The following is a 22,920-nucleotide window of genomic DNA, read 5'->3' as shown; positions in this document are numbered from 1 at the left end:
ATGGCGAAGCTGGCGAGCGCCGCGACGAAACCCAGAATGGGGAAGATGTCGTTGGTGCGGTCGGCGAGGCGGAGTTTGGAGGTCATGGAGCTTCTATTGCAGCCCCCTCCGCGCATGACCACCCCGCACGCGGATTTAATGCGCGCGGACGGGCAATCCGGCTTCGGCAAGTCGCGCATGCGCCTCGGCGACGGTGGCCTCGCCGAAGTGGAAGATACTGGCTGCGAGCACCGCGCTTGCACCGCCCTCGATCACGCCGGCGACCAGATGGTCGAGGTTGCCGACGCCGCCCGAGGCGATGACCGGAACGCTGACCGCATCGGCGATCGCGCGGGTCAGCGCCAGGTCATAGCCGTCCTTGGTGCCATCGCGGTCCATGCTGGTGACGAGCAATTCGCCCGCGCCGAGTTCGGCGAGGCGCACTGCGTGCTCGATCGCATCTATCCCGGTCGGCTTGCGGCCGCCGTGGGTGAAGATTTCCCACCGGCCATCCGCAACGCGGCGCGCGTCGATGCTGCCGACCGCGCACTGGCTGCCGAAGCGGTCGGCGATATCGGCGACCAACTCGGCGCGCGCGACCGCGGCGCTGTTCACCGCGACCTTGTCGGCACCCGCGAGCAGCAGCGCGCGCGCATCGTCGGCGCTGCGCACCCCGCCGCCGACGGTGAGTGGCATGAAGCAGACTTCGGCGGTACGGCTGACCATGTCGAGCAAGGTGCCGCGGCCCTGATGGCTGGCGCTGATATCGAGGAAACAGAGCTCGTCGGCGCCCGCGGCATCATAGGCGCGCGCCGCCTCGACCGGGTCGCCCGCGTCGCGCAGGTCGACGAAATTGACGCCCTTGACGACGCGCCCGTCGGCGACGTCGAGGCAGGGGATGACGCGGACGCGGACGGTCATTCGCGTCCCACCGCGATCGCTTCGGCGAGGTCGAGCCGCCCGTCGTAGAGCGCGCGGCCCGTGATCACGCCCTCGATGCCGTCGGCGACATGCGGGCGGAGCGCGTGGATGTCGCCGATGTCGGCGACCCCGCCGCTGGCGATCACCGGGATGTCGACCGCCTGCGCAAGCGCGACCGTCGCCTCGACATTGCAGCCCTTGAGGAGCCCGTCGCGGCCGACGTCGGTGAAGAGCAGCGCCGCGACGCCGGCATCTTCGAAGCGGCGCGCGAGGTCCTGGACGCGGACGTCGGAAACGTCGGCCCAGCCTTCGGTCGCGACCATGCCGTCGCGTGCATCGACGCCGACGACGATACGGCCGGGCAGGTCGCGCGCAGCCGATCTAACGAACTCGGGATCCTTGAGCGCCGCGGTGCCGATGATCACGCGGCTGACGCCCAGCGCGAGCCAGCGGTCGACCCCGGCGCGATCGCGAATGCCGCCGCCGACCTGCACCTTGCCCGGGAAGGCTGCGATGATGCTCTCGACCGCCATGCCATTGACGCTCGCGCCTGCGAAGGCGCCGTCGAGATCGACGACATGCAGGTGCGATGCTCCCGCATCGGCGAACAGCCGCGCCTGCGCCGCCGGATCGTCGCCATAGACGGTCGCGCGCGACATATCGCCCTCGGCGAGCCGCACCACCTGACCAGCCTTGAGGTCGATCGCGGGGAAGATGGTCAGGCCGGAAACTACGGGCGCCATGCGAGGAATCTCTCCAGTGTCGCGAGACCATAGGCCTGGCTCTTTTCGGGGTGATATTGAACGCCGACGATATTGTCCTTCGCCACCGCTGCGGTGAAGGTCGCGCCGTGGCTGCTCGTCGCCGCGACATCGACGGCGTCGGCGAAATGATAGCCGTGGAGATAATAGGCTTCGCCGGAGGCGATCACCGGATGCGCGAAGACGGGGGCGACGTCGTTCCAGCCCATGTGGGGGATGCGTAGGCCCGGCTGCGGGTCGAACGCGCGCACGGTGCCGCCGATCCAGCCGAGCCCCGCGTGGCGTCCATGTTCCTCGCCCGCGTCAGCGAGCAATTGCATGCCGACGCAAATGCCGAGAAAAGGAGCGCCTTCGCCGCGCACACGCTGTTCCATCGCTGCGATCAGTCCGTCGATCGCGGACAGGCCGTTTATGCAGGCGGCAAAGGCCCCGACACCGGGCAGCACAATGCGGTCGGCCTTGACGACGACATCGGGATCGGCGGTAACGGCGACATCGGCCGCGCCCGCCGCGACGAGCGCATTATGCACCGAGCGAAGATTGCCCGCGCCATAGTCGATCAGGGCAACGACGCTCATGGACGGCTCCTAGAGCACACCCTTCGTGCTGGGGATCGCGTCGCCCTTGCGCGGGTCGATCTCGACCGCCTGGCGCAGCGCGCGCGCGAGCGCCTTGTACATGCTTTCGGCGATGTGATGATTATTCTCGCCGTACAGCATTTCGATGTGCAGCGTGATCCCCGCCGCCTGCGCGAAACTGTGGAACCAGTGCGGGAACATCTCGGTGTCCATCTCGCCGAGCCGCGGCTGCGAGAAGGAGGATTTATAGACGCAGTGCGGGCGCCCCGAAATGTCGAGCACGCAGCGCGTCAGCGTCTCGTCCATCGGCGCATGCGCCTCGCCGTAGCGCGCGATGCCGCGCTTGTCGCCGAGCGCCTTCGCCACCGCTTCGCCGAGCGCGAGCGCCGAATCCTCGACCGTGTGATGCTGGTCGATATGAAGGTCGCCCTTCACCTGCATCGCGGTGTCGATCAGCGAGTGGCGCGACAATTGCTCGACCATATGGTCGAGGAAACCGATACCGGTGGACACCGAATAATCGCCCGTTCCGTCGAGATTGACGGTGATCGCGATATCCGTTTCCTTGGTCGTGCGCTGGACAGTGGCGGTTCGCATGGCGCCCCCATAGCACCCACTTTTCACAGCGCAAGGCGACTCTCCCCCCTTGACCCCCGCGCGCGCGCCGTTCATCCCGTCGCCCCATGAGTGACGATGTACGCGACAGCCTGATTCCCTATGACGAAATCGTGCAGGACGCACTGCGCGCCGTGGTCGGCCGCGTGCTGAGCCAGATCGTCGGTTACGACAGCCTGCCCGGCGAACATCATTTCTATATCACGTTCAAGACGCAGGCGCCCGGCGTCGACATTCCGGCGCATCTGATCGCCAAATTCCCCGACGAAATGACGATCGTGCTGCAGAACCGTTTCTGGGACCTGAAGGTCGAGGACGATCATTTCAGCGTCGGCCTGTCGTTCAACCAGACGCCATCGATCCTGACGATTCCCTATGCGTCGATCACCGCTTTCGTCGATCCGTCGGTCGATTTCGGCCTCCAGTTCCAGGTCAGCGACGATGAAGAAGCCCAGCCTGAACCGCATGACGAAGCCGACAATGATCGTCCCGAGGTCACGACGGAGGACGGATCGAATGTCGTGACGGTGGATTTCGGCAAGAAGCGCTGACGCGATGGGCGGCCCCGCTTGGCCTCCCAGCCGTTTTTGGCAATATTGGGCCCTCGCGGGCATGGTCGTGCTCACTGCCGCTTTCTGGTGGGGGGTCGAGGGCTATGCGCTGGCGCAAGGCAATATCCCGCGCGGACAGATCGCCGATGGACTGTTGCGTTTCAGCGTCCTGATCCTGACTCCGGCGCTTGTCCTCGCCTGGCTCTTCGCCGCATGGCTGCGCCGCCGGGTCGGCGAAGGTGGATATTGGCAGATGCTGGGCCTCGTCGCGATGATCTGGGCGGGCTCGGTTCTGGTGACAAGGATGTTGATTGGATGAGCACGACGCGGACCGAGAGCGACAGTATCGGCAATATCGAGGTTTCCGCCGACGCCTATTGGGGCGCGCAGACCGAACGTAGCCGCCACAATTTCGCTTTCCCGCCGCACGAACGCATGCCGTTGCCGATCGTCCACGCGCTCGCGCGGATCAAGGGCGCGGCGGCGCGGGTGAATCGCGTGCACGGGCTCGAGGCGGGCCTTGCGGACGCCATTGCCGAAGCGGCTGAGGCGGTCGTATCGGGCGGCTACGACGACCAGTTCCCGCTCGCAATCTGGCAGACGGGCAGCGGCACCCAGTCGAACATGAACGCCAATGAGGTGATTGCAGGAATTGCCAACGAGAAGCTCGCGGGGACGCGCGGCGGCAAATCGCCGGTCCACCCGAACGACCATGTCAACATGGGCCAGTCGTCGAACGACAGCTTTCCGACCGCGCTGCATGTCGCGGTCGCGGTCGAGACGAGCGCGCGGCTGTTGCCATCGCTGATCACTCTCACGGATGCGCTCGAAGCCAAGGCACGGGCGTGGGGCGATATCGTCAAGATCGGCCGCACCCACTTGCAGGACGCAACCCCGCTGACGCTCGGGCAGGAATTTTCGGGCTATGTCCAGCAGCTTGTCGCCTGCCGCGCGCGGATCGAGAGCGCGCTGGCGGACAATATCTGCAAGCTCGCGCAGGGCGGCACCGCGGTCGGCACCGGGCTCAACGCGCCTGCAGGCTTCGACGTTGCGGTCGCGAAAGAGCTTTCGACGAGCACGGGGCTCGTCTTCGAGCCTGCGCCGAACAAGTTCGAGGCGCTCGCGTCGAACGATGGGCTCATCTTCTTCTCGGGCGCCTTGAACACGCTCGCCGTCGCGCTGACCAAGATCGCGAACGACATCCGCCTGCTCGGCTCGGGCCCGCGCGCGGGGCTCGGCGAACTCGACCTGCCCGCGAACGAGCCCGGCAGCTCGATCATGCCGGGCAAGGTCAACCCGACCCAGTGCGAGATGCTGACGATGGTCGCCGCCCAAGTGATCGGCAATCATCAGGCGGTGACCGTCGGGGGCCTTCAGGGCCATCTCGAACTCAATGTGTTCAAGCCGCTGATCGGGTCGAACGTACTGCGCTCGATCGAACTGCTCAGCATCGGAATGACGGGCTTCGCCGAACATTGCGTGGTCGGGATCGAGCCCAACCGCGCGCGCATCGACGATTTGATGAACCGCTCGCTGATGCTCGTCACCGCGCTCGCCCCCGAAATCGGCTATGACAAGGCCGCCAAGATCGCGAAGCACGCGCACGAGACCGGCACCACGCTAAAGGAAGCGGCGCTCGATCTTGGCTATGTCGATGCCGCGACCTTCGACCGGGTGGTTGATCCGCGCACGATGCTGGGGCCGGAACCCTAAGCCGTCTCCGGGGATTGATGAGGGGAAGGAGAGATGAAGATGATCGGTCGTATCGTCGGCGGCGTTCTCGGGAGCGCCATTGGTCGCACCAAGGGTAATCATCCCGTCGCCGGTGCGGTGATCGGCGCGGGCACGCTGTTCGCGGCAAGGCGCCTCTTCCCGCAGCGTTACGCGGTTCTCGCGGCCACCGTCGCGGCGGGCTATCTCACCAAGAAATGGGCCGAACGGTCCGAAGCGCGCAAGGCAGCCGAAGAGGCGCACGCGCTGGACCCCGAACTGGCGAATGCGGGCGTGGTCGACCCTTATGCCGGAACCGCGAAAGTGCCGACCGACGGGCAGACCATCGGCGACGCACTGCCGCCCGCGATTCCGGTGGACGAAAACGGGCGCAGCGCCGCGATCCACTAAGCGCCCGCCTGCCACTCCCTGATCGCCTCGACGGGCGAGACGAGCATGAGGACGTTGAGCGTCAGATTGTCGCGGATCGTCCAGAGTGTGAAAAGTTCGAAGACGATCGCGAGCGCCACCGTCACCCACCAGCGCAGCTTGCTCGCAGCGATAAAGCCCAGCACCATGAACAAGGTGTCGCTCACCGAATTGATCACCGAATCGCCCGAATAGCCGAACGCCATCGTCACCTCGCGATAGCGGTCGATGATGATCGGCGAATTTTCGAGGATTTCCCATGCGCCCTCGACCCCGATTGCAATCGCGAGCGGCACCCAGAGCGGCCGGTTCGGCAGGATCCAGCGCAGCACGCCGTAAAAGATGAAGCCGTGGATGACATGGCTGAAGCTGTACCAGTCCGAAATCTGCTGGCTGTTCTGGTTCGACTGGACGGTGCCGTGCCACAGGCTGACCGTGCCGCACGGGCAGATCGGCGGGCGGCCCATGCCGATGAGGATCGCGGCGAGCAGCGCGACCAGTCCTGCTGCGACCAGCCATCCGGTTCGTGAAATTCCTGCCATCCGCGCCACCCCTTGACCGCTGCCCCTCGTCAGGCGAATAGCGCCCATGGCTGAAAGCGTCCATCTGAACCGCCGCGGCGTGTTGTTCGTCCTCTCCTCGCCTTCGGGCGCCGGCAAGACCACCATCTCGCGCATGATGCTCGAGGCCGACAAGGATATCGCGCTCTCGATCTCCGCGACGACGCGTCCGCCGCGTCCGGGCGAAATCGACGGCGTGCATTATCATTTCGTCGACACCGAAACCTTCAAGAAGATGGCTGCCGACGGCGAGTTTCTCGAATGGGCGCATGTCTTTGGCCACCGCTACGGTACGCCGCGCGCGCCGGTCGAGGCGATGCTCGCCGCGGGCAAGGACGTCCTCTTCGACATCGACTGGCAGGGGGCGCAGCAACTCTATCAGGAGGCGGGCCCCGATGTGGTGCGCGTCTTCGTCCTGCCGCCGACGATGGAGGAACTCGAACGCCGCCTGCGCTCGCGCAATACCGACAGCGACGAGGTGATCGCCGCGCGGATGGAACGCGCCGCGAACGAGATCAGCCACTGGGACGGTTATGATTATGTGCTGATCAACGACCATGTCGAAGGCTGCTTCGACGAGGTTCGCGCGATCCTGCGCGCCGAACGGCTGAAGCGCCGCCGCCAGATCGGCCTGATCGGTTTCGCGCGCGACCTGATCCGCTCGGTCCCCGACGCAGACAAGAATCTCTAAACCGGCGTCACCAGATTCGCTTCGAGTTCGGCGACCATCTCGGCGCGGAGCGGTTTCGCCTGTCCGTCGGTGCGGCACACGACGACGGTGTCGCAGGTCGCAATCGCGCGGCCATTCTGGAACATCGCCTGCACGATCGTCCAGCTCGAGGTGCCGAGCCGGCCGATGCCGGTCGCGATCTGCACCGGATCGGGGAAATTGCCCTCGGCGAGATAATTGATCTCGACCGCGGCGACCATTGTCCGCTCGTTTGTCGGGCGTTCGTCGAGCGGGCGCACCTGCCGGTTGAGCAGCACGCGGCCGCTCTCGAACAATGCGGCAAAGGCCACATTGTTGAGGTGGCCGTTGATATCCATGTCCTGGAACCGCGTCTGCAGGTCGATGCAGACGGGGTAGCTGGCGGCGTCGAGCCGCCAGCTTTCCGGTTTCGGCATATCAGCGCGGCGCCATGCGGATGCCGCCGTCGAGGCGGACGTCCTCGCCGTTGAAATAGCCATTCTCGATCATGCACATGGCAAGATTGGCATATTCCACCGGATTGCCGAGGCGCTTCGGGTTGAGCACCGATGCGCCGAGCGCATCGCGGACATTCTGCGGCGCGCCGGCGAGCAGCGGGGTATCGAAAATGCCCGGCAGGATCGTGTTGACGCGGATATTCTCGTTACCGAGATCGCGCGCGATGGGGAGCGTCATGCCGACGACGCCGCCCTTCGACGCCGAATAGGCCGCCTGACCGATCTGGCCGTCTTCCGCCGCGACCGACGCCGTGTTGACGATCGCACCGCGCTCGCCGTCTTCCATCGGGTCGAGCGTCAGCATGCCCGCCGCCGACTTGGCGATGCAGCGGAAGGTCCCGACGAGGTTGATCTGGATGATCCAGTTGAACGCATCGAGCGGGAAATGCTTGATGCTGCCGTCTTCCTTGCTGCGGCTCGCGGTCTTGATCGCGTTACCGGTGCCCGCGCAGTTGACGAGGATGCGTTCCTGACCATGCGCTTCGCGCGCCTTGGCGAAGGCGGCGTCGACGCTGGCGTCGTCGGTCACATTGCATTCGCAGAAGATGCCGCCGAGTTCGGCCGCAATCGTGAGGCCCTTTTCTTCCTGCAGGTCGAAGATCGCGACCTTGACGCCCTTGGCGGCGAGCGCGCGCGCGGTGGCGGCGCCGAGGCCCGAGGCACCGCCGGTGACGACGGCGGATACGGTGGAATCGAGTTTCATATTAGATCCTTTCAGAAAAAAGCATGTGTTCCGGCGAAAGCCGGAACCCAGGGCGTCAACTCGCGACGCTGGCACGATCCCGCCCTGGGCTCCTGCTTCCGCAGGAGCACGCGAATATCAAAGCCGTTCGATGATCGTGACGTTGGCCTGACCACCGCCTTCGCACATCGTCTGGAGGCCGTACTTGCCCCCGGTCGCGTCGAGCACGCCAAGCAGGGTCGCCATGAGCTTGGTCCCCGAAGCGCCGAGCGGGTGGCCGAGCGCGATCGCGCCGCCATGCTGGTTGAGCCGGGCATGGTCGCCGCCGAGATATTGCAGCCACGCGAGCGGCACGGGGGCGAACGCCTCGTTGACCTCGTAAGCGTCGATATCGCCGATCTTCATGCCCGCCTTCTTGAGCGCGCGTTCGGTCGCGAACAGCGGTTCTTCGAGCATGATGATCGGGTCGCCCGCGGTCACCGAGATATGGTGGATGCGTGCGCGCGGGGTCAGGCCGTGATCCTTGAGCGCCTGTTCCGAGACAACAAGTGCCGCGGACGCGCCGTCGCAGATTTGCGAGCTGGTGGCAGCCGTGATCGAGCCGCCTTCCTGCAGGATCTTGACCCCGGCGATACCTTCGAGCGTCGCATCGAAGCGGATGCCTTCGTCGACGAGGTGGGTCTGGCGGCCTTCGGGGGTGTCGATCTCGACCCCGACGATCTCGCGCTGGAAATGGCCGGCTTCGGTTGCGGCCTTGCCGCGACGATGGCTTTCGAGCGCATAGGCGTCGAGATCGTCCTTGGTCAGGCCGTATTTCTTGACGATCATCTCGGCGCCCATGAACTGGCTGAACATGATGCCGGGATATTTTTCCTCGAGCCGCTCGGATTTGTAATGGCCGAGCCCTTCCTTCATGAACAAGGTCGCGACGCTGCCCATCGGCACGCGCGTCATGCTTTCGATGCCGCTGGCGAGGACGATGTCCTGCGTGCCCGACATCACCGCCTGCGCGGCGAACTGAATCGCCTGCTGCGACGATCCGCACTGGCGGTCGATGGTGACCGCGGGGATCGAGTCGGGGAGCTTCGAGGCGAGCACGGCGTTGCGGCCGACGTCCATCGTCTGCTGACCGCCTTGGCTGACGCAGCCGGTGATGACGTCGTCGATCGCCTTGGTATCGAAATCATTGCGGTCGGCGATCGCGTCGAACACCGCGGCGCCAAGGTCGACGGGGTGGACACCGGCAAGCCGGCCGCCGCGCTTGCCGCCCGCGGTGCGGACGGCGTCGACGATATAAGCAGTAGCCATGCGAGAATTCCTTTCACTTCACTCCCCTCCCGTAGGCGGGAGGGGTTGGGGGTGGGCGCGAGCGGAGCGAGTTTCCGGGGGTGAGGTGGCCCACCCCGCTGCGACTAGGGAGCAAGCTCCCAAGTCTCGCTGCCCCTCCCGCTTGCGGGCGGGGAAATTAAAGTTTCCGCCCGATCAGTTCCTTCATGATTTCGTTCGTGCCGCCGAAGATGCGCGTCACGCGCGCAGCGCGCCAGGCGCGGGCGATCGGATATTCGTTCATATAGCCCGCGCCGCCGTGAAGCTGGAGGCATTTGTCCATGACCTCCCACTGCAGCTCGGTGTGCCACAGCTTCGCCGCGGCGCCCTCCTCGGGGGTCAGCTCCTTTTTCAGGTGCCGCGACAGCGCCCAGTCGAGATGCGCCCAGCCGACCTGCAACTTGGTCTTGAGATCGGCGAGCACGAAGCGCGTGTTCTGGAAATCGAGAACCGGTTTGCCAAACGCCTTGCGGTCGCGGGTGAATTCCACCGTATCGTCGAACGCGCGCTGCGCCGACGCCTGCGCCGACACCGCGATCGAAAGCCGCTCCTGCGGCAACTCGCTCATCAGATAGATGAAGCCCTGTCCCTCTTCGCCAAGGCAGTTGGTGATCGGCACGCGGACGTCGTTGAAGAACATTTCCGACGTATCGGCCTCGTCCTGCCCGATCTTGTCGAGGTTGCGGCCGCGCTGATAGCCCTCGCGGTCGGCCTCGACGAGAACGATCGACACACCCTTCCACGCCGGCTGCACCTCGGTATCGGTCTTGACACAGACGAGGATCAGGTCGGCGTTCTGGCCATTGGTGATGTACGTCTTCGACCCGTTGATGACATAGTGATTGCCATCCTTCTTCGCGGTCGTGCGCATGCCCTGAAGATCGCTGCCGGTGCCCGGCTCGGTCATCGCGATCGCGGTGATCACCTCGCCCGCGACCATCTTGGGCAGCCAGTGCTTCTTCTGCTCTTCGCTGCCATATTTGACGATATAGCTGGTGACGATGTCCGACTGGAGCGAGAAGCCTGTCGTCGCGCGGCCGTAATAGGCGCTCTCTTCGTCGACGATCGCGTTGTAGCCGAAATCGAGGCCGAGCCCGCCATATTCCTCGGGCACCGTCGGACACAGCATGCCGAGCTCACCCGCCTTCGGCCAGATATCCTTGGGCACGATGCCGTCCTCGGCCCATTTCGCGGCGTTCGGCGCGATTTCCTTTTCGAGGAACTGGCGGACCGTAGCGCGGAACGCCTCATGGTCTTCGGAGTAGGCGGAGCGCGACAGGTTATCGAGCGACATGAACTTTCCTTTTCCCGGTGCGCGGCCGAACCGGAAGGGGAGCCGGCCGCACCAAAACGCCGCGCGCTTTCGCGTCGGCTTCGCGGCGCACCTGACCTTACGTTTACGTGCACGTCAAGTTAGAAATGCCGCTACGGCAGCAAAGATGCGTCAAACGCGCGGAGAGCCACGGTGCAACGAATAGGTTTGCAGCCGCTGGGCAGCTTCGGCGGCGCGCGCTAAGATCCGTCCCATGGTCCAACTGCTTCTCGACGCCGGCGCCCTCCTCGGCGAATCGCCCTTCTGGCATGCTGCCGAAGCCCGCCTCTATTGGGTCGATATCGAGGGCCGCAAAATCCATCGCACCGATCCCGTGGGCCGCATTGACGAGACGATGGACCTCGCCGAGCAGGTCGGCTGCATCGCGCCGCGCGCGGGTGGCGGGCTGGTCGCAGCGCTCGAAAACGGCTGCGCGCTGATCGACAGCTGGGGCGCTCTGCCTCGCCCCTTCGGCCCCGCGGTGCTCGCCGACAAGCCCGAGCAGCGCTTCAACGACGGCCGCGTCGACGCCGCCGGCCGGCTGTGGGTCGGCAGTCTGACGAGCGACAAGACGAAACCGACGGCGGCGCTGTACAGGCTCGACCCCGACGGGTTGCTGACCGAAATCTTCGGCGGGATCACCACCAGCAACGGCGCGGCGTTCAGCCCCGACGGACGGACTTTCTATCACGCCGACACGCCGACGCACGCGATCCGCGCCTATGATATCGACGCAGCCGCCGGCACGCTGGGCAGCGGGCGCATCTTCCACCAGTTCGATCATGGCAACGGCCGCCCCGACGGCGCCGCGGTCGACGTCGACGGATGCTATTGGTCGGTGCTGTGGGACGGCTGGCGCGTCGTGCGCTTCTCGCCTGCGGGCGAACTGCTCCAGACGGTCGAGCTGCCGGTGCAGCGACCGACGATGATCGCGTTCGGCGGGCCCGATCTCCGGACCGCCTTCGTCACCAGCGCGGGCAAGAACCTCACCGACGAAGAGCGCAAGGCGCAGCCGCACGCCGGCGGCGTCTTCACCTTCCGCGCCGATGTCCCGGGGCTGGCGCAGGCAATGTTTGCGGGCTGAACGGACCTATCCCGCATCGCGCCTGCAGGAGGAAGGTCGGCCCTCCGCTCAAACATGCGCTTCCTGTTCCCGAAACAGACGCCCAACCCAAAAAACTGCTGTCCTACATTATCGGGCGAGAATAGCCTTCCTGCCATGCGCGACCCATATCTGTGTTCCCGCCTGTCAAAATGTCCCCGGCATGGCGCCGGAGGGGGCTCAAAGAGGTGGGGGGCGTAGCGTGACCTTCGTGACCTTTGGAATAAAGTTACGCGAGCGGCGACCGTCGCTTGCGCTGGTTCGCCATCCCGGTTTAAGGCTCGGAAAGATTTCATTCGAAACCATTCCCCGGGGAGATTTATCGATGTCGCGCACCGCGCAGCCTTTTGCCCGCCATTTGTCGATCCTGCTTGCATCCACCGCGATGATGGTGGGTTATAGCCAGATGACCGCAACCGCCGCCGAACCGACCGCCGCCGCCCCCACCTCCGGGCCGTCCTCCACTGCCCTCGCGGGCGAAAACCCGATGCTCGCGCCGTGGACCGGACCTTTCGAAGGGGTGCCGCCGTGGGACAAGATGGGCCCCGAGCTGTTCCCCGATGCCTTTGCCAAGGCGATGGCGGAGACCAAGGCGCAGGTGCAGGCGGTAATCGATAATCCCGAAGCGCCGACCTTCGAGAACACGCATGTCCCGATGATGCTCGCGGGCGACACCGCCGACCGGCTGTTCGCGCTGTGGGGCGTCCAGTCGTCGAACAAGTCGAACGACCGCGTCGAGGCGATCGACGCCGAGTGGAGCCCCAAAATCTCCACCTTCTATACCGAGCTGTTCCTCGAACCGAAGCTCTTTGCCCGTTACAAGGCGGTGTATGACAAGCGGAACAGCAGCGGCCTCAACGCGCAGCAAATCCGTATCGTCGAGCGCAGCTATGACGAGATGGTGCGCGACGGCGCGAACCTGTCGCCCGCCGACAAGGCGAAACTCGTCGACATGAACGCGAAGCTCGAAGGCCTGTTCTCCAGCTTCTCGTCGAAGCTGCTCGGCGACGAGAAACTCTATACTTTCGTCACCGACAAGGCCGAACTCGCCGGGCTCGAACCCGGTTTCGTCGCCTCGCTTGCTTCGGCCGCCGAAGCGAATGGCAAGCCCGGCCAGTGGGCGATCAAGAACACGCGCTCGTCGGCGCAGCCGGTGCTGCAGGGCGCGACCAACCGCGCGCTGCGCGAGAAGGTCTGGAGGGCCTTCATCGGCCGCGGCGACAATGGCAATGCCAACGACACCAACGCGACGATCGCCGAAATCTTGAAGCTGCGCCAGCAACGCGCCGAACTGCTCGGTTTCGCAACGCATGCGAACTATCGCATGGCCGACACGATGGCGAAGACGCCCGAAAATGCGATGGGCCTGATGATGAAGGTCTGGCCCGCCGCGGTCGCGCGCGTGAAGGAAGAGGTCGCCGACATGCAGGCGATCGCCGACCAGGAAGCGAAGGCTGGCAACGGACCGAAGATCACGATCGAGCCGTGGGACTATCGCTTCTATTCGGAAAAGGTCCGCAAGGCGAAATACGACCTCGATGAAAGCGAAGTGAAGCCGTACCTCCAGCTCGACAAGCTGACGCAGGCGATGTTCTGGTCGGCGGGTCAGCTCTACGATCTCGGTTTCCGTGAAAACACCGGCACCGTGCCGGTCTTCGATCCCAAGGTCAAAACCTTCGAAGTCTATAATCTCAAGACCAACGAGAATGTCGGGCTGATCTATCTCGACAATTTCGCGCGCGACGGCAAACGCTCGGGCGCGTGGATGACGACCTATCGGAGCCAGCAGACGCTCGGCGGCGAGCGTAACGTCCTCGCGTCGAACAACAATAATTTCACCGAGGGCGCGAAGGGTGAACCGACGCTCGTCAGCCTCGATGATGCCACGACCTTGTTCCACGAATTCGGCCACGGCATCCATTATCTGCTGCAGCATATCTATTACCCGGCGCTCGGCGGCGTGCCGCGCGATTTCGTCGAGTTCCCGAGCCAGGTGAACGAGAACTGGTTGATGACGCCCGAGGTGCTGTCGAAATATGCGACGCACTACAAGACAGGCGCGCCGATCCCGCAGGCGCTGGTCGACAAGATCCTCGCGTCGAACAAGTTCAACCAGGGCTTCGAAACGGTCGAATATCTATCAAGCGCGATCGTCGACATGAAGATCCACGACCGCAAGGTGCCGGTGACCGACGTCGACAAGTTCGAGCGCGAAACGCTCGCCGAAATGGGCATGCCGAAGGAAATCGTCATGCGTCACCGCCTGCCGCAATTCGGGCACCTGTTCAGCAGCGACGCTTATTCGGCGGGTTATTACAGCTATCTCTGGTCCGAAACGATGGACGCCGACACCTGGGCCGCCTTCACCGAAGCCGGCGGCCCGTGGGACCGGACTGTCGCCGACAAGTTCCGCACCATCCTGCTCATGACGGGCAACGAAACCGACCGCGCCGACGCGTATCGCGCCTTCCGCGGCCGCGATCCCGATGTGAAGGCACTGCTCAAGAAGCGCGGCTTTCCGACCGAATAGATACTGGAGACCGGGGAGGCAAAGGGGGCGTTTTCGCCCCCTTTGTTTTGGATGTTCGGTGATGGCGGCTTTGGGCGGTGCGGACCTCCACCCTCATCGTCACCCCGGACTTGATCCGGGGCCCCGCTTGAAGTCGAAACCTGCTCTCGCGTCATAAGAAGCGGGATCACGGATCAAGCCCGGGATGACGAACGTCTCAAATCCACCCCGAAACCGCCATTCAGGACAACTGAAAACCGGTCATCAGGGCAGCGTCAGCTTCAGCGCCGCCGACAGGTCGGCAAGCGCCTGTTCGCCGCTCGTGACCTTGATCGCGTGCATGCCGAGCTGGCTCGCCGGTTTGCAGTTGATGCCGAGGTCGTCGAGATAGATGCATTCGCCGGGCTCCACGCCCAGCTTCTCGCACATCATCTCGTAAATCCGCGGGTCGGGTTTGCGCACCCCCGCCTTGCTCGATTCGATCACATGCGCGAAGCGCGCCATGATGCCCGCGACCTCGATTGCGGCCTCTTCGCTGCGCGTCATCCCTGCGCCGAGAACACCCATTTTGCCGCCGGGGACATTGTTCGTGATGCAGGCGATGGTGAAGCCGCGTTCCTTCAGCGTGTCGAGCGCCGCGACCATCGCCGGACGCACCGCGCCCGCGATGACGGCGAGCACGGCTTCGCCTTCCAGCTCATACCCAAGCGCGCGTGCCTCCTCGGCGAACAGCGTGTCGAACGCTGCGGCATCGATCTCGGCGCGTTCGAACTTCGCCCAGGCATTGCCATCGGGGTTGGTGGCGTTGACGCGACGGACGAAATCGCGCGGCAATCCCCGCTCTTCCTCGAGCCGGTTGAAGGCTTCGAACGGCGACGCCGTGATGACGCCGCCGAAGTCGAAAATAACGGTGGTGTAAGTCATATGGGAGAGCAAGATCCTATTCGGTTGCGGGAGTCGCGACGCGATGGCCCGACCAGCTTGCATCGTCGATCGTCAGGTCGAGCTTGTCGGGCGAACGCACCGTGTCGAGCAGGAAGACCGACGGGCCGCTCGCCGCAAGGATCGCGTCCATTGCCTTTTCGAGCGGGATGGTCACCGTAGGAAACCGCGCATAGCTCGATTTGATCTCGACCTTGTTCGGGCCAGTGCGCGTGACGGTAACCGTCACGCCGTTCTTTGACGAGCCGCGCGCGTCGGAGATGACATCGCCCTTATAGGTGCCCGCGACGCGGTCGGCGAGGTCGGCCTTGCGCGCGGGCCCCGCCTCAGGCGTTTCGGCTAGCGCCGTACCTGCCGAAGGCAGGAGCGTGAGCGCGGCAACGAGAACAAGGGTACGAAGCATCGTGCATCCTTTCGTACGGCGGGGAAAGGGACTGCTCATGCGACCCTCATGGAACGACGACGATCCCCTTCTTGGGGTCCGCCTGTCCCGAGAGCATCTCCCGATAGGCAGCGAGCGCCGCATCGCCGCCGCTGCGTTTATCGACCGAAGTCAGCCGCGGCGCAACGTCCATGAAAGCGAGCCACGCTTGGGCGATCTTTTGGCCGAACGCCGCGCCGCCCCAGTCGGCGATCCGCTTCTGGCTGCGGCCAGGCGCAAAGAAGCCCTGCCGTTCGGGGCCGGGGAGCGCGGCCTGCCCGGCATCCGCGTCCCAGTGCGACTTGCCGACGATGATCGAGGCCTTGAGGTTGCCCCCGAAGTGGCTGTGCACCGCGCGCGTCACCGCGCCATTGCCCGCCATGTCGACAAGCGCCGAGGCGGCACCGGGATTGAGTGTGAGAATATCGTCATAAGCGATAACGCGGTCGTAGATGCGCTGCGCATCGAGGTCGGCGACATTCGCCTTGCTGGTGAGGCCGATCGTCTCGGGACGATGCCCGTCGTGCTGCGCCAGCGAAAAGCCAAGCCCGATCGCGGTCTTGCTCGATGCGCTCGCGATCAGGATCTGGTCGGCGCCATAATCGCCCTCATCCGCGAACTGGTCGGCGATCAGCCAGCCGGTCAGGAAAAGCGGGCGGAACACCGGCCAATAATCATGGTCGGCGGCGCGATAACCCTCCAGCGCCTCAACCCGCTGATAAGCATTGTAGATTGGGGGCAGGGTGGTGCGGCGCGGCGTGACGTCGGTAAATCCGCCCGGTCCCGCCTTGCCCACCGTCAGCACGGCATCGCTTGCCATCGGGTAATAGCCATAGAAGCGGTCTCCCGCCGCGACGCCCTCGGCGGCGCTTTCGGTCACCGTCGCAAAACCCCACACCGGCAGGCGGCCCGGCGCGCCCTGCTCGGCGAAGAAATCCCAATAGCCCTGATCGTTGCCGAACAGCCCGGCGGGCTTGCCGAACACCGCATAGGTGATGTTGTTCGCGGTCATCGCATAGCTGTCGAGGTGTACGCGTACCTGTCCCGGCGCGAGCGGCGTATCGACGTCGGCGACCAATTCTGCTTGCGTGATATCGCCGCGATCGATGTCGATCACCCAGCTCGTTGCGCTCATGTCCGGACCCCTCCGATTGGCTTGCCCGCGGCTGCGGGATGACCGATAGTCATACAGATGGCATCGCCCCTGACAATCGCGGTCAAACGCATCCACGAACCGGTCGGTCCCGGCGACGGCACGCGCTTCCTCGTTGACCGGTTGTGGCCGCGCGGCGTGTCGAAGGAGAAGGCGGCGCTCGCCGCCTGGCTCAAGCCGCTGTCGCCGAGTGACGGGCTTCGCAAAAGATTTCACGGCGAGACTGCCGCTTCGGACGAGGCGTGGGACGAATTCCGCGTCGACTATTTCGCCGAGCTCGATGCCGGCGGCGAGGAGGTCAAAGCGGCGCTGTTCACGCTCGATGCGGCAACACAATCAGGGCCGGTAACATTGCTTTATGCCGCGAAAAGCGAGAAACGGAATAATGCCGTCGCGCTCCGCGAATGGCTGGAGCGGCGCTAGCCGACCGTGGTCCCCAGCACCGATCCGATCGCGATCGTTGCCGCCATCGCCATCGCGCCCCAGAAAGTAACGCGGAGGATCGGGCGCAGCATCGGGGCATTGCCCGCTTTGGCCCCGAGCCCGCCGAGGATCGCAAGGAAGATGAGCGACGCTGCGGACACCGTCCACGGCAGCGATGTGCCCTGATCGACGAACACGGTTGCGAGCGGCAGAGCCGCGCCGATGGCGAAACTCGCCGCCGAAGCCGCCGCCGCCTGCACCGGCCGCGCCGCCATCGCGTCGGTCATCCCCAGTTCGTCGCGCAGATGCGTATCGAGCGCATCATGTTCGGTCAGCTGTACCGCGACCTGCTCGGCAAGCGCACGGGTCAGCCCGCGCTGCTCGTAGATTTGCGTCAATTCCTCGAGTTCGAACTCGGGGTCGGCGGCAAGATGGCGTTTCTCCAGCTCGACATCGGCCTTTTCGGCGTCGCCTTGCGAGCTCACCGACACATATTCGCCCGCCGCCATCGACATCGCGCCTGCGACCAGCCCTGCGGTGCCGGTGACGAGGATCGACGATTGCGACACGCCCGCCGCCGCAACGCCCGCGATCAGGCTTGCGGTCGACACGATCCCGTCGTTGGCGCCGAGGATCGCGGCGCGCAGCCAGCCGATCCGCGTAACGGCGTGGGTTTCTTCGTGCATGTGCGGCGCTCCCTGCTGCGGGAGGCGCCCCTGATCTTCAGCGGGCGCGCTCCGACTTTAGCCCTGCTGCCGCGATCCCGGCGGCGGCGCAAGCGGCATCGTCGGCCGGTGCCTCGCCCGATGCGCCGACCCCGCCAAGCCGCGTCCGCCCATCGGCGCTGAAGATGGGCACACCGCCCGGCACGGTGACGACATGAGGCGCACTGGCAAAGCCCGGCGTGCCCTTGGCGGCTTCCTCCATCCCGCTCGTCGGAAATCCCCACGCGGCGACCGCGCGTGCCTTTTCAAGCGAAAATTCCATCATGCCGAACGCATTGCCGTCCATCCGCCACATTGCGACGGGATGCCCGCCAAGGTCGACGACCGCAATCGCATGACCCTGTCCCTTGGCGCGCGCATGTGCGGCGCAGCCCTTGACGATCGCGTCGGCCTGTTCGGCGTTCAGTGTCTGCGCGTTTGCGGGTGCCGCGATAAGCAGCGCCATCAAAACCAATCTCATCCTCGCCTCCCTTGCAGAGGCGCGGGGTCAGTACTGCAGTTGCAGCCCCGGTCTGGCCCAGCGCGTCTTCACGAGCCGGCCTGTCCCCGACAGGGTGATATAGGCATCCTGCCGGTCGGGCCCGCCGAAGGCGATGTTGGTGGTGAAGATATCGTCGGTCGCGACAAATTCGACGAGCTGTCCGTCGGGGCCGACGACCGAAATGCCGCATTCGCCGATCGTCGCGACGCAGATATTGCCATTTGCCTCCATCGCGAGGCTGTCGAAGAATTTATAGCCTGCGGGGCGATAGAGCGGGATTCCCGGGCCGCCGGGCCCTGCGCTGTCGTCGACCTTGCCCGGGGCGACGATGTTGAACTGCGTCAGGCGGCAGGTGTAGGTTTCGGCGGCGTAGAGCTTGGTGCCGTCGGGCGAGATGCCGATGCCGTTCGGGTTATAGCTCGGGAAGATGGCTTCCTCGATGAAACTGCCGTCGGCCTTGGCGTAAAAGATGCCGACGATGTCATGGCAGCGCGCCGCATAATCCACCTTGCCGTGATCGGTGAACCAGAAGCCGCCGTGCGCATCGAACATGATGTCGTTGGGGCCGCGCAGCGTCACCCCGTGATCGCCGCTCTTGTACAGCACCTCGACCGCGCCGGTCTCGATATCGATGCGCTCGATCCGCCCGCCCGAATAATCGTCGGCGATGCCGTGCGGCGCCAGATAGCCGTTCGATTCGACATAGTTGAAGCCGCCGTTGTTGCAGCAATAGAGCTTGCCGTCGGGGCCGATCGCAAGGCCGTTGGGGCCGCCGCCGGGGGTCGCGATGACCTCCTTCTTGCCGCCGGGCCAGCAACGCGTGATCCGCTTCGCCTCGATCTCGACGACGATGACGCTGCCGTCGTCCATCACCACCGGTGCTTCGGGAAAGCGCAATCCGTCGGCGATCAGTTCAAACTCGGCCATCCTCGTCTCCCTTGCTCTTCGCTATTCGCTGTGCTTTGCGGCCATCATGCCCGTTCGCACGCTCTTCGCCACCAATTTTTACGAGGCCGACATCGGCACGCCCGACCTGCTCGAAGAGCTGGAGGAGAGTTGCCATCTGTTCGCCGAAGAGGATGGTGCGGGGAAGGCGTGGAGCCGCGAGCATGGCTATAAGGGCTATACGAGCTATGCGAGCCTCGGCGACCTGCCCGAGCGCGATCCCGCCTTTTACGACCTCAAGAAGCTGCTCGACAAGGAGGTCAAAGCCTTCGCCAAGGCCTGCCACTTCGACCTCGCCAAGCCGCTCAAGCTCGACAGCCTGTGGGTCAATATATTGAAGCCCGGCGGCACACACAGCGGCCATATCCACCCGCACAGCATCGTGTCGGGTACCTTCTACGTCGCCGTCCCGCCGGGATCGGGCGCGCTCAAGCTCGAAGACCCGCGCCTCGCGATGCTGATGGCCGCGCCCGGCCGAACCGACGACGCGCCCGAGCGTCTTTTGCCCTTCGTCTATGCCGAACCCGCGGCGGGCCGCGTCTTCCTGTGGGAGAGCTGGCTGCGCCACGAAGTGATGCCGCATTCGGGCAAGGGCGAGCGGATCAGCATCAGCTTTAACTATCGCTGAGCGATCCTATATCGCCGCCATCCCCCGTTTCGCTTTGAAGGACTATCTCTCATGACCGCGACCTACGACGCCGACCTCCAGCTCTTCATCAACGGCGCGTGGCGGAGCGGCGAGGGGCGGGAGGGGCGCCCGGTCTATAATCCCGCGACAGCGGGCGCCATCGCCGAGCTGCCTGTCGCCACCATCGCCGACCTCGACGAAGCGCTGGCGGCTGCCGAACGCGGCTGGCCGGTGTGGCGCGCCAAGACCCCCGATGAACGTGCAGCGCTAATGCACAAGGCCGCGGGCATCATTCGCGAGCGCGTCGAGCATATCGCGACGCTGCTGACGCTCGAACAGGGCAAGCCGATTGGCGAGGCGCGCGGCGAGGTGCTTTCAGCCGCGGGGCTGTTCGACTATTTCGCCGAACAGGGCAAACGCATCGAGGGCCGCGTGCTGCAACGCCCGCTCGGCCAGCGCGCGATGGTCACCAAGCATCCGGTCGGGCCGGTTGCGGGTTTCAGCCCGTGGAACTTCCCGGTCAATCTGATGGTCAAGAAGATCGCCCCTGCGCTCGCCGCGGGCTGCGTCGTCATCGCGAAGGCGCCCGAGGAAACGCCGGGCTGCACCAGCGCGATCATGCGCTGCATCGCCGATGCCGGTATCCCCGGTGACGTCGTCCAACTCGTCTACGGCGACCCCGACCAGATCAGCCGCCACCTGCTCGCGAGTCCGGTGATCCGCAAGGTCAGCTTCACGGGCTCGACCGCGGTCGGCAAGCATCTGATGAAACTTGCCGCCGACGGGGTGAAGCGGATCACGATGGAACTCGGCGGCCATGCACCGGTGCTGGTGTTCGACGATTGCGATCTTGAGGCGACGCTCGACAAGGTCGTGTGGCAGAAATTCCGCAACGCGGGGCAGGTCTGCATCTCGCCGACGCGTTTCTATGTCCAGCAGGGCATCTACGATGCGTTCGTGAAGGGCTTTGCCGAACGCACCGCCAAAGTGAAGATCGGTAGCGGCCTCGACGCCGACACGCAGATGGGCCCGCTCGCCAACGCGCGCCGGATCCCCGCGCTGGAGGCACTCGTCGCCGATGCGAAGGCAAAGGGCGCGCGCGTGATCGCAGGCGGCGAGGCGACCGGTGATGGCTATTTCTTCCAGCCGACCGCAATTGCCGATGTCCCGGTCGAGGCCGATGCGATGAACAACGAACCGTTCGGCCCGATGGCGCTGATCCGCCCGTTCGGCACCGAGGATGACGCGCTCGAACAGGCGAACCGGCTGCCTTATGGTTTGGCGGCCTTCGCCTTTACCGAGAATGGCCGTCGCATCAATCGCATCGTGGACAGAATCGAAAGCGGGATGGTCGGCGTCAACAGCTTCGTCATCTCGGCGCTCGACACGCCGTTCGGCGGGATCAAGGAATCGGGATTCGGCAGCGAAAGCGGGCCTGAGGGACTTGACGGCTATCTCGTCACCAAGGCGGTGCACATCTACTGATCTAATCGCGCTCCAGCGCTACGAAATCGCGATCCATCGGCGCGAGATGCGCGCCGCCATCAACGAAGATCGTCTGGCCGGTGACGGCCTCGGCCCGCGCCAGCCACGCGACGGCATCGGCGACCTGCGCTGGCGTCGGTAGCGCGCCGAGCGGCATCAGTTTCGCGAGCCGTTCGACCTGCGCCGCCGAATAATCGTCGGTTGCCATCGTCAGTCCGGGCGCCACGGCATTAACGCGCGCGCGGTCGCCGAATGCGACCGCCAGCGTTTGGGTCGCCTGCCACAGAGCCGATTTAGACAGGCTATAGGCGATCTGATCGGGGACCGGATGGATGACGCGCTGGTCGACGATGTTGACGATCGCGGGCCGTGCGCCTTCGCTATGCGCGACGAGTGCCTTTGCTAGCATCACCGGCGCGTGATGATTGATCTGCATCATCTCGGCGAGCGCTACGGCTGACAGATCGGCCCATTCACCCTCGGCAAACAGCGCAGCATTATTGACGAGCAGGTCGGGCGCGCGGCCGAATTTTTCGATCACCGCGGGGATCAGCGCGTCGACCGCGACCGGATCGGCGAGATCGGCGGCAAAGCGATGGCTGCGCGCGCCCGTCTCGGCAAGTGCCTCGGCGAGCACTGGATCGGCTTCACCGGGGCTCCGCTTGTGGATCGCCAGCGCATAGCCTTCGCGTGCCAGCCGCGCCGAAATCGCGGCGCCGACGCGGTGGAGCCCGCCCGTGACCAGAGCGAGCTTCTGCGTCATTTGCGCGCGCGCCGCATCGTGATCCCGATTTCTTCGCCTTCCTCGGCGATCGCGAGCTTGACGATCTTCACCTCGACCTCCTCGACCTTGTCGTCCTGCAGGAACAAGGTGTCGATGATATGGTCGGCGACGCTTTCGATCAGCACGAAATGGACATCCTTGGGAATGCCCTCGGTCGCCGCGAATTTCAGGTGCATATAGTTTTTCGAGCGGCTGAGCGGCGTCACCGGATCATAATGATCGGCCATCGCCAGTTTCGCACGCACCGAGATGCGCAGCGGCTGCGGCAGGTGCGTTTCTTCGGAATAGATGCCCGTCAGCACCTGGGCCGTCAGCCCGTTCACTTCCAGCCACAATGTATCGGTCACAAGAAATTCCTGTCCGTCGGGGGTTTGCAAGCGCCCCCCCGGTCCCTAAAGCGCCGCCGCATTAGCGAAAGGGTACGCGTTGGTCGAGTTACTTCCATTGTCGAATATCGAACCGCAGGCGGTCGAGGATCTCCTCGACGCCGCTTTCGGATCGGATCGCTTTGGACGAACCGCCTACCGCATCCGCGCGGGCGTGGATGCGGTGCCGGCGCTGAGCTTCGCAGCGGTCGAGGATGGCATGTTGATCGGTACGATCCAGTGTTGGCCCGTCGCGCATCGCGGCGCAGAGGGACATGCGACGCCACTCGTGATGGTCGGGCCGGTCGCGGTGCGTCCCGACGCCCA

Annotated in this window: 28 protein-coding genes; 11 read left to right on the top strand and 17 right to left on the bottom strand. The window is 64.9% G+C overall.

Annotated features, from left to right (window positions below; translation table 11 throughout):
- Positions 1-135 precede the first annotated feature (135 nt).
- From hisF to hisB, 4 genes are read right to left on the bottom strand one after another with little or no spacing between them, the layout of a single operon-like run.
- Complete coding sequence (hisF, locus tag VGD20_RS10870) at positions 136-900, bottom strand: imidazole glycerol phosphate synthase subunit HisF (RefSeq protein ID WP_331134463.1); 765 nt, start codon at positions 898-900, stop codon at positions 136-138.
- Positions 897-1,643 carry a 1-(5-phosphoribosyl)-5-[(5-phosphoribosylamino)methylideneamino]imidazole-4-carboxamide isomerase gene (gene hisA, locus VGD20_RS10865; protein WP_331134462.1) on the bottom strand — a complete coding sequence of 249 codons (747 nt, stop codon included), beginning with the start codon at positions 1,641-1,643 and terminating at the stop codon, positions 897-899. The genes hisF and hisA overlap by 4 nt, the downstream gene beginning before the upstream one ends.
- On the bottom strand, positions 1,631-2,239 hold the full coding sequence (hisH, locus tag VGD20_RS10860; RefSeq protein WP_331134461.1) for an imidazole glycerol phosphate synthase subunit HisH: 609 nt from the start codon (positions 2,237-2,239) through the stop codon (positions 1,631-1,633). Before hisH ends, hisA begins: the two co-directional genes overlap by 13 nt.
- Positions 2,240-2,248: 9 nt before the next feature.
- Entirely contained in the window at positions 2,249-2,836 is a 588-nt protein-coding gene (gene hisB / locus VGD20_RS10855) for an imidazoleglycerol-phosphate dehydratase HisB (RefSeq protein WP_331134460.1), read from the bottom strand.
- A gap of 86 nt (positions 2,837-2,922) precedes the next feature.
- Between hisB and VGD20_RS10850 the strand changes: the two genes are divergently transcribed.
- The 4 genes from VGD20_RS10850 to VGD20_RS10835 all read left to right on the top strand — a co-directional run bounded on the left by VGD20_RS10850 (position 2,923) and on the right by VGD20_RS10835 (position 5,526).
- Positions 2,923-3,405, top strand: coding sequence for an SspB family protein (locus tag VGD20_RS10850; RefSeq protein WP_331134459.1), 483 nt, complete (start codon positions 2,923-2,925; stop codon positions 3,403-3,405).
- A 61-nt stretch (positions 3,406-3,466) separates the two neighbouring features.
- Positions 3,467-3,724, top strand: a complete 258-nt coding sequence (locus tag VGD20_RS10845) for a hypothetical protein (protein ID WP_331134458.1) — start codon at positions 3,467-3,469, stop codon at positions 3,722-3,724.
- Positions 3,721-5,118, top strand: coding sequence for a class II fumarate hydratase (fumC, locus tag VGD20_RS10840; protein ID WP_331134457.1), 1,398 nt, complete (start codon positions 3,721-3,723; stop codon positions 5,116-5,118). Before VGD20_RS10845 ends, fumC begins: the two co-directional genes overlap by 4 nt.
- A 39-nt stretch (positions 5,119-5,157) precedes the next feature.
- Positions 5,158-5,526, top strand: a complete 369-nt coding sequence (locus VGD20_RS10835) for a hypothetical protein (protein ID WP_331134456.1) — start codon at positions 5,158-5,160, stop codon at positions 5,524-5,526.
- Here VGD20_RS10835 and VGD20_RS10830 read toward each other — a convergent pair.
- Positions 5,523-6,086, bottom strand: coding sequence for a DUF2585 domain-containing protein (locus tag VGD20_RS10830; protein WP_331134455.1), 564 nt, complete (start codon positions 6,084-6,086; stop codon positions 5,523-5,525). The two genes, VGD20_RS10835 and VGD20_RS10830, sit on opposite strands and share 4 nt — an antisense overlap.
- 46 nt (positions 6,087-6,132) lie before the next feature.
- On the opposite strand from VGD20_RS10830, the gene gmk reads away from it, so the two are divergent.
- A complete protein-coding gene (gmk, locus tag VGD20_RS10825; RefSeq protein ID WP_331134454.1) occupies positions 6,133-6,795 on the top strand; it encodes a guanylate kinase in 663 nt (220 codons plus the stop codon).
- Here the strand turns inward: gmk and VGD20_RS10820 are convergent.
- The 4 genes from VGD20_RS10820 to VGD20_RS10805 form a co-directional block, all read right to left on the bottom strand.
- Entirely contained in the window at positions 6,792-7,229 is a 438-nt protein-coding gene (locus VGD20_RS10820) for an acyl-CoA thioesterase (RefSeq protein WP_331134453.1), read from the bottom strand. The two genes, gmk and VGD20_RS10820, sit on opposite strands and share 4 nt — an antisense overlap.
- A 1-nt stretch (position 7,230) precedes the next feature.
- On the bottom strand, positions 7,231-8,013 hold the full coding sequence (locus tag VGD20_RS10815; RefSeq protein WP_331134452.1) for an SDR family NAD(P)-dependent oxidoreductase: 783 nt from the start codon (positions 8,011-8,013) through the stop codon (positions 7,231-7,233).
- 117 nt (positions 8,014-8,130) lie between these two features.
- On the bottom strand, positions 8,131-9,300 hold the full coding sequence (locus VGD20_RS10810; protein WP_331134451.1) for an acetyl-CoA C-acetyltransferase: 1,170 nt from the start codon (positions 9,298-9,300) through the stop codon (positions 8,131-8,133).
- A 157-nt stretch (positions 9,301-9,457) separates the two neighbouring features.
- Entirely contained in the window at positions 9,458-10,612 is a 1,155-nt protein-coding gene (locus tag VGD20_RS10805) for an acyl-CoA dehydrogenase family protein (RefSeq protein ID WP_192648054.1), read from the bottom strand.
- A 232-nt stretch (positions 10,613-10,844) separates the two neighbouring features.
- On the opposite strand from VGD20_RS10805, the gene VGD20_RS10800 reads away from it, so the two are divergent.
- Both VGD20_RS10800 and VGD20_RS10795 read left to right on the top strand, forming a co-directional pair.
- The gene (locus tag VGD20_RS10800; protein ID WP_331134450.1) at positions 10,845-11,714 is read left to right on the top strand and encodes an SMP-30/gluconolactonase/LRE family protein; all 870 of its coding nucleotides are present in this window, start codon (positions 10,845-10,847) and stop codon (positions 11,712-11,714) included.
- Between the two features lie 343 nt (positions 11,715-12,057).
- Positions 12,058-14,262: a M3 family metallopeptidase gene (locus VGD20_RS10795; protein WP_331134449.1), complete on the top strand. Its 2,205-nt coding sequence runs from the start codon at positions 12,058-12,060 to the stop codon at positions 14,260-14,262.
- Positions 14,263-14,505: 243 nt separating this feature from the next.
- Here VGD20_RS10795 and VGD20_RS10790 read toward each other — a convergent pair whose 3' ends face one another.
- Genes VGD20_RS10790 through VGD20_RS10780 form a run of 3 tightly spaced genes read right to left on the bottom strand, consistent with a single transcriptional unit; the run spans position 14,506 to position 16,739 of the window.
- Positions 14,506-15,165 carry an HAD-IA family hydrolase gene (locus tag VGD20_RS10790; protein ID WP_331134448.1) on the bottom strand — a complete coding sequence of 220 codons (660 nt, stop codon included), beginning with the start codon at positions 15,163-15,165 and terminating at the stop codon, positions 14,506-14,508.
- A 16-nt stretch (positions 15,166-15,181) separates the two neighbouring features.
- A complete protein-coding gene (locus VGD20_RS10785; RefSeq protein WP_331134447.1) occupies positions 15,182-15,586 on the bottom strand; it encodes a hypothetical protein in 405 nt (134 codons plus the stop codon).
- A 46-nt stretch (positions 15,587-15,632) separates the two neighbouring features.
- Complete coding sequence (locus VGD20_RS10780; RefSeq protein WP_331134446.1) at positions 15,633-16,739, bottom strand: DUF2855 family protein; 1,107 nt, start codon at positions 16,737-16,739, stop codon at positions 15,633-15,635.
- Between the two features lie 57 nt (positions 16,740-16,796).
- Between VGD20_RS10780 and VGD20_RS10775 the strand changes: the two genes are divergently transcribed.
- Positions 16,797-17,180: a DUF488 domain-containing protein gene (locus tag VGD20_RS10775; RefSeq protein ID WP_331134445.1), complete on the top strand. Its 384-nt coding sequence runs from the start codon at positions 16,797-16,799 to the stop codon at positions 17,178-17,180.
- Here the strand turns inward: VGD20_RS10775 and VGD20_RS10770 are convergent.
- The 3 genes from VGD20_RS10770 to VGD20_RS10760 are packed head-to-tail and all read right to left on the bottom strand — an operon-like array spanning position 17,177 to position 19,313.
- Positions 17,177-17,866, bottom strand: a complete 690-nt coding sequence (locus VGD20_RS10770) for a VIT family protein (protein ID WP_331134444.1) — start codon at positions 17,864-17,866, stop codon at positions 17,177-17,179. The genes VGD20_RS10775 and VGD20_RS10770 overlap by 4 nt on opposite strands.
- Before the next feature lie 37 nt (positions 17,867-17,903).
- Positions 17,904-18,365, bottom strand: a complete 462-nt coding sequence (locus VGD20_RS10765) for a heme-binding protein (RefSeq protein WP_331134443.1) — start codon at positions 18,363-18,365, stop codon at positions 17,904-17,906.
- Between the two features lie 27 nt (positions 18,366-18,392).
- Entirely contained in the window at positions 18,393-19,313 is a 921-nt protein-coding gene (locus VGD20_RS10760; protein ID WP_331134442.1) for an SMP-30/gluconolactonase/LRE family protein, read from the bottom strand.
- 46 nt (positions 19,314-19,359) lie between these two features.
- Between VGD20_RS10760 and VGD20_RS10755 the strand changes: the two genes are divergently transcribed.
- Positions 19,360-19,959, top strand: coding sequence for a TIGR02466 family protein (locus VGD20_RS10755; RefSeq protein ID WP_331134441.1), 600 nt, complete (start codon positions 19,360-19,362; stop codon positions 19,957-19,959).
- 51 nt (positions 19,960-20,010) lie between these two features.
- A complete protein-coding gene (locus VGD20_RS10750; protein ID WP_331134440.1) occupies positions 20,011-21,444 on the top strand; it encodes an NAD-dependent succinate-semialdehyde dehydrogenase in 1,434 nt (477 codons plus the stop codon).
- Position 21,445: 1 nt separating this feature from the next.
- Here the strand turns inward: VGD20_RS10750 and VGD20_RS10745 are convergent, their stop codons facing one another.
- Together VGD20_RS10745 and VGD20_RS10740 are read right to left on the bottom strand one after the other, a co-directional pair.
- Positions 21,446-22,207: an SDR family oxidoreductase gene (locus tag VGD20_RS10745; protein ID WP_331134439.1), complete on the bottom strand. Its 762-nt coding sequence runs from the start codon at positions 22,205-22,207 to the stop codon at positions 21,446-21,448.
- The gene (locus VGD20_RS10740) at positions 22,204-22,575 is read right to left on the bottom strand and encodes a dihydroneopterin aldolase (protein WP_331134438.1); all 372 of its coding nucleotides are present in this window, start codon (positions 22,573-22,575) and stop codon (positions 22,204-22,206) included. The genes VGD20_RS10745 and VGD20_RS10740 overlap by 4 nt, the downstream gene beginning before the upstream one ends.
- A 97-nt stretch (positions 22,576-22,672) precedes the next feature.
- Between VGD20_RS10740 and VGD20_RS10735 the strand changes: the two genes are divergently transcribed.
- Positions 22,673-22,920: GNAT family N-acetyltransferase (locus VGD20_RS10735; RefSeq protein ID WP_414714565.1), on the top strand; the 248-nt coding region annotated here is incomplete at its 3' end.

Source organism: Sphingopyxis sp. (assembly GCF_036402335.1).
Classification (GTDB): Bacteria; Pseudomonadota; Alphaproteobacteria; order Sphingomonadales; family Sphingomonadaceae; genus Sphingopyxis.
Note: the sequence above shows the minus strand (reverse complement) of the source record. Positions and strands in the feature narration are given on the sequence as shown.

Bases quoted from the DNA above. Each gene is read 5' to 3' on its own strand.
- hisF (WP_331134463.1), bottom strand. From the start codon at position 900: ATGACCGTCCGCGTCCGCGTCATCCCCTGCCTCGACGTCGCCGACGGG.
- hisA (WP_331134462.1), bottom strand. From the start codon at position 1,643: ATGGCGCCCGTAGTTTCCGGCCTGACCATCTTCCCCGCGATCGACCTC.
- hisH (WP_331134461.1), bottom strand. From the start codon at position 2,239: ATGAGCGTCGTTGCCCTGATCGACTATGGCGCGGGCAATCTTCGCTCG.
- hisB (WP_331134460.1), bottom strand. From the start codon at position 2,836: ATGCGAACCGCCACTGTCCAGCGCACGACCAAGGAAACGGATATCGCG.
- VGD20_RS10850 (WP_331134459.1), top strand. From the start codon at position 2,923: ATGAGTGACGATGTACGCGACAGCCTGATTCCCTATGACGAAATCGTG.
- VGD20_RS10845 (WP_331134458.1), top strand. From the start codon at position 3,467: ATGGTCGTGCTCACTGCCGCTTTCTGGTGGGGGGTCGAGGGCTATGCG.
- fumC (WP_331134457.1), top strand. From the start codon at position 3,721: ATGAGCACGACGCGGACCGAGAGCGACAGTATCGGCAATATCGAGGTT.
- VGD20_RS10835 (WP_331134456.1), top strand. From the start codon at position 5,158: ATGATCGGTCGTATCGTCGGCGGCGTTCTCGGGAGCGCCATTGGTCGC.
- VGD20_RS10830 (WP_331134455.1), bottom strand. From the start codon at position 6,086: ATGGCAGGAATTTCACGAACCGGATGGCTGGTCGCAGCAGGACTGGTC.
- gmk (WP_331134454.1), top strand. From the start codon at position 6,133: ATGGCTGAAAGCGTCCATCTGAACCGCCGCGGCGTGTTGTTCGTCCTC.
- VGD20_RS10820 (WP_331134453.1), bottom strand. From the start codon at position 7,229: ATGCCGAAACCGGAAAGCTGGCGGCTCGACGCCGCCAGCTACCCCGTC.
- VGD20_RS10815 (WP_331134452.1), bottom strand. From the start codon at position 8,013: ATGAAACTCGATTCCACCGTATCCGCCGTCGTCACCGGCGGTGCCTCG.
- VGD20_RS10810 (WP_331134451.1), bottom strand. From the start codon at position 9,300: ATGGCTACTGCTTATATCGTCGACGCCGTCCGCACCGCGGGCGGCAAG.
- VGD20_RS10805 (WP_192648054.1), bottom strand. From the start codon at position 10,612: ATGTCGCTCGATAACCTGTCGCGCTCCGCCTACTCCGAAGACCATGAG.
- VGD20_RS10800 (WP_331134450.1), top strand. From the start codon at position 10,845: ATGGTCCAACTGCTTCTCGACGCCGGCGCCCTCCTCGGCGAATCGCCC.
- VGD20_RS10795 (WP_331134449.1), top strand. From the start codon at position 12,058: ATGTCGCGCACCGCGCAGCCTTTTGCCCGCCATTTGTCGATCCTGCTT.
- VGD20_RS10790 (WP_331134448.1), bottom strand. From the start codon at position 15,165: ATGACTTACACCACCGTTATTTTCGACTTCGGCGGCGTCATCACGGCG.
- VGD20_RS10785 (WP_331134447.1), bottom strand. From the start codon at position 15,586: ATGCTTCGTACCCTTGTTCTCGTTGCCGCGCTCACGCTCCTGCCTTCG.
- VGD20_RS10780 (WP_331134446.1), bottom strand. From the start codon at position 16,739: ATGAGCGCAACGAGCTGGGTGATCGACATCGATCGCGGCGATATCACG.
- VGD20_RS10775 (WP_331134445.1), top strand. From the start codon at position 16,797: ATGGCATCGCCCCTGACAATCGCGGTCAAACGCATCCACGAACCGGTC.
- VGD20_RS10770 (WP_331134444.1), bottom strand. From the start codon at position 17,866: ATGCACGAAGAAACCCACGCCGTTACGCGGATCGGCTGGCTGCGCGCC.
- VGD20_RS10765 (WP_331134443.1), bottom strand. From the start codon at position 18,365: ATGAGATTGGTTTTGATGGCGCTGCTTATCGCGGCACCCGCAAACGCG.
- VGD20_RS10760 (WP_331134442.1), bottom strand. From the start codon at position 19,313: ATGGCCGAGTTTGAACTGATCGCCGACGGATTGCGCTTTCCCGAAGCA.
- VGD20_RS10755 (WP_331134441.1), top strand. From the start codon at position 19,360: ATGCCCGTTCGCACGCTCTTCGCCACCAATTTTTACGAGGCCGACATC.
- VGD20_RS10750 (WP_331134440.1), top strand. From the start codon at position 20,011: ATGACCGCGACCTACGACGCCGACCTCCAGCTCTTCATCAACGGCGCG.
- VGD20_RS10745 (WP_331134439.1), bottom strand. From the start codon at position 22,207: ATGACGCAGAAGCTCGCTCTGGTCACGGGCGGGCTCCACCGCGTCGGC.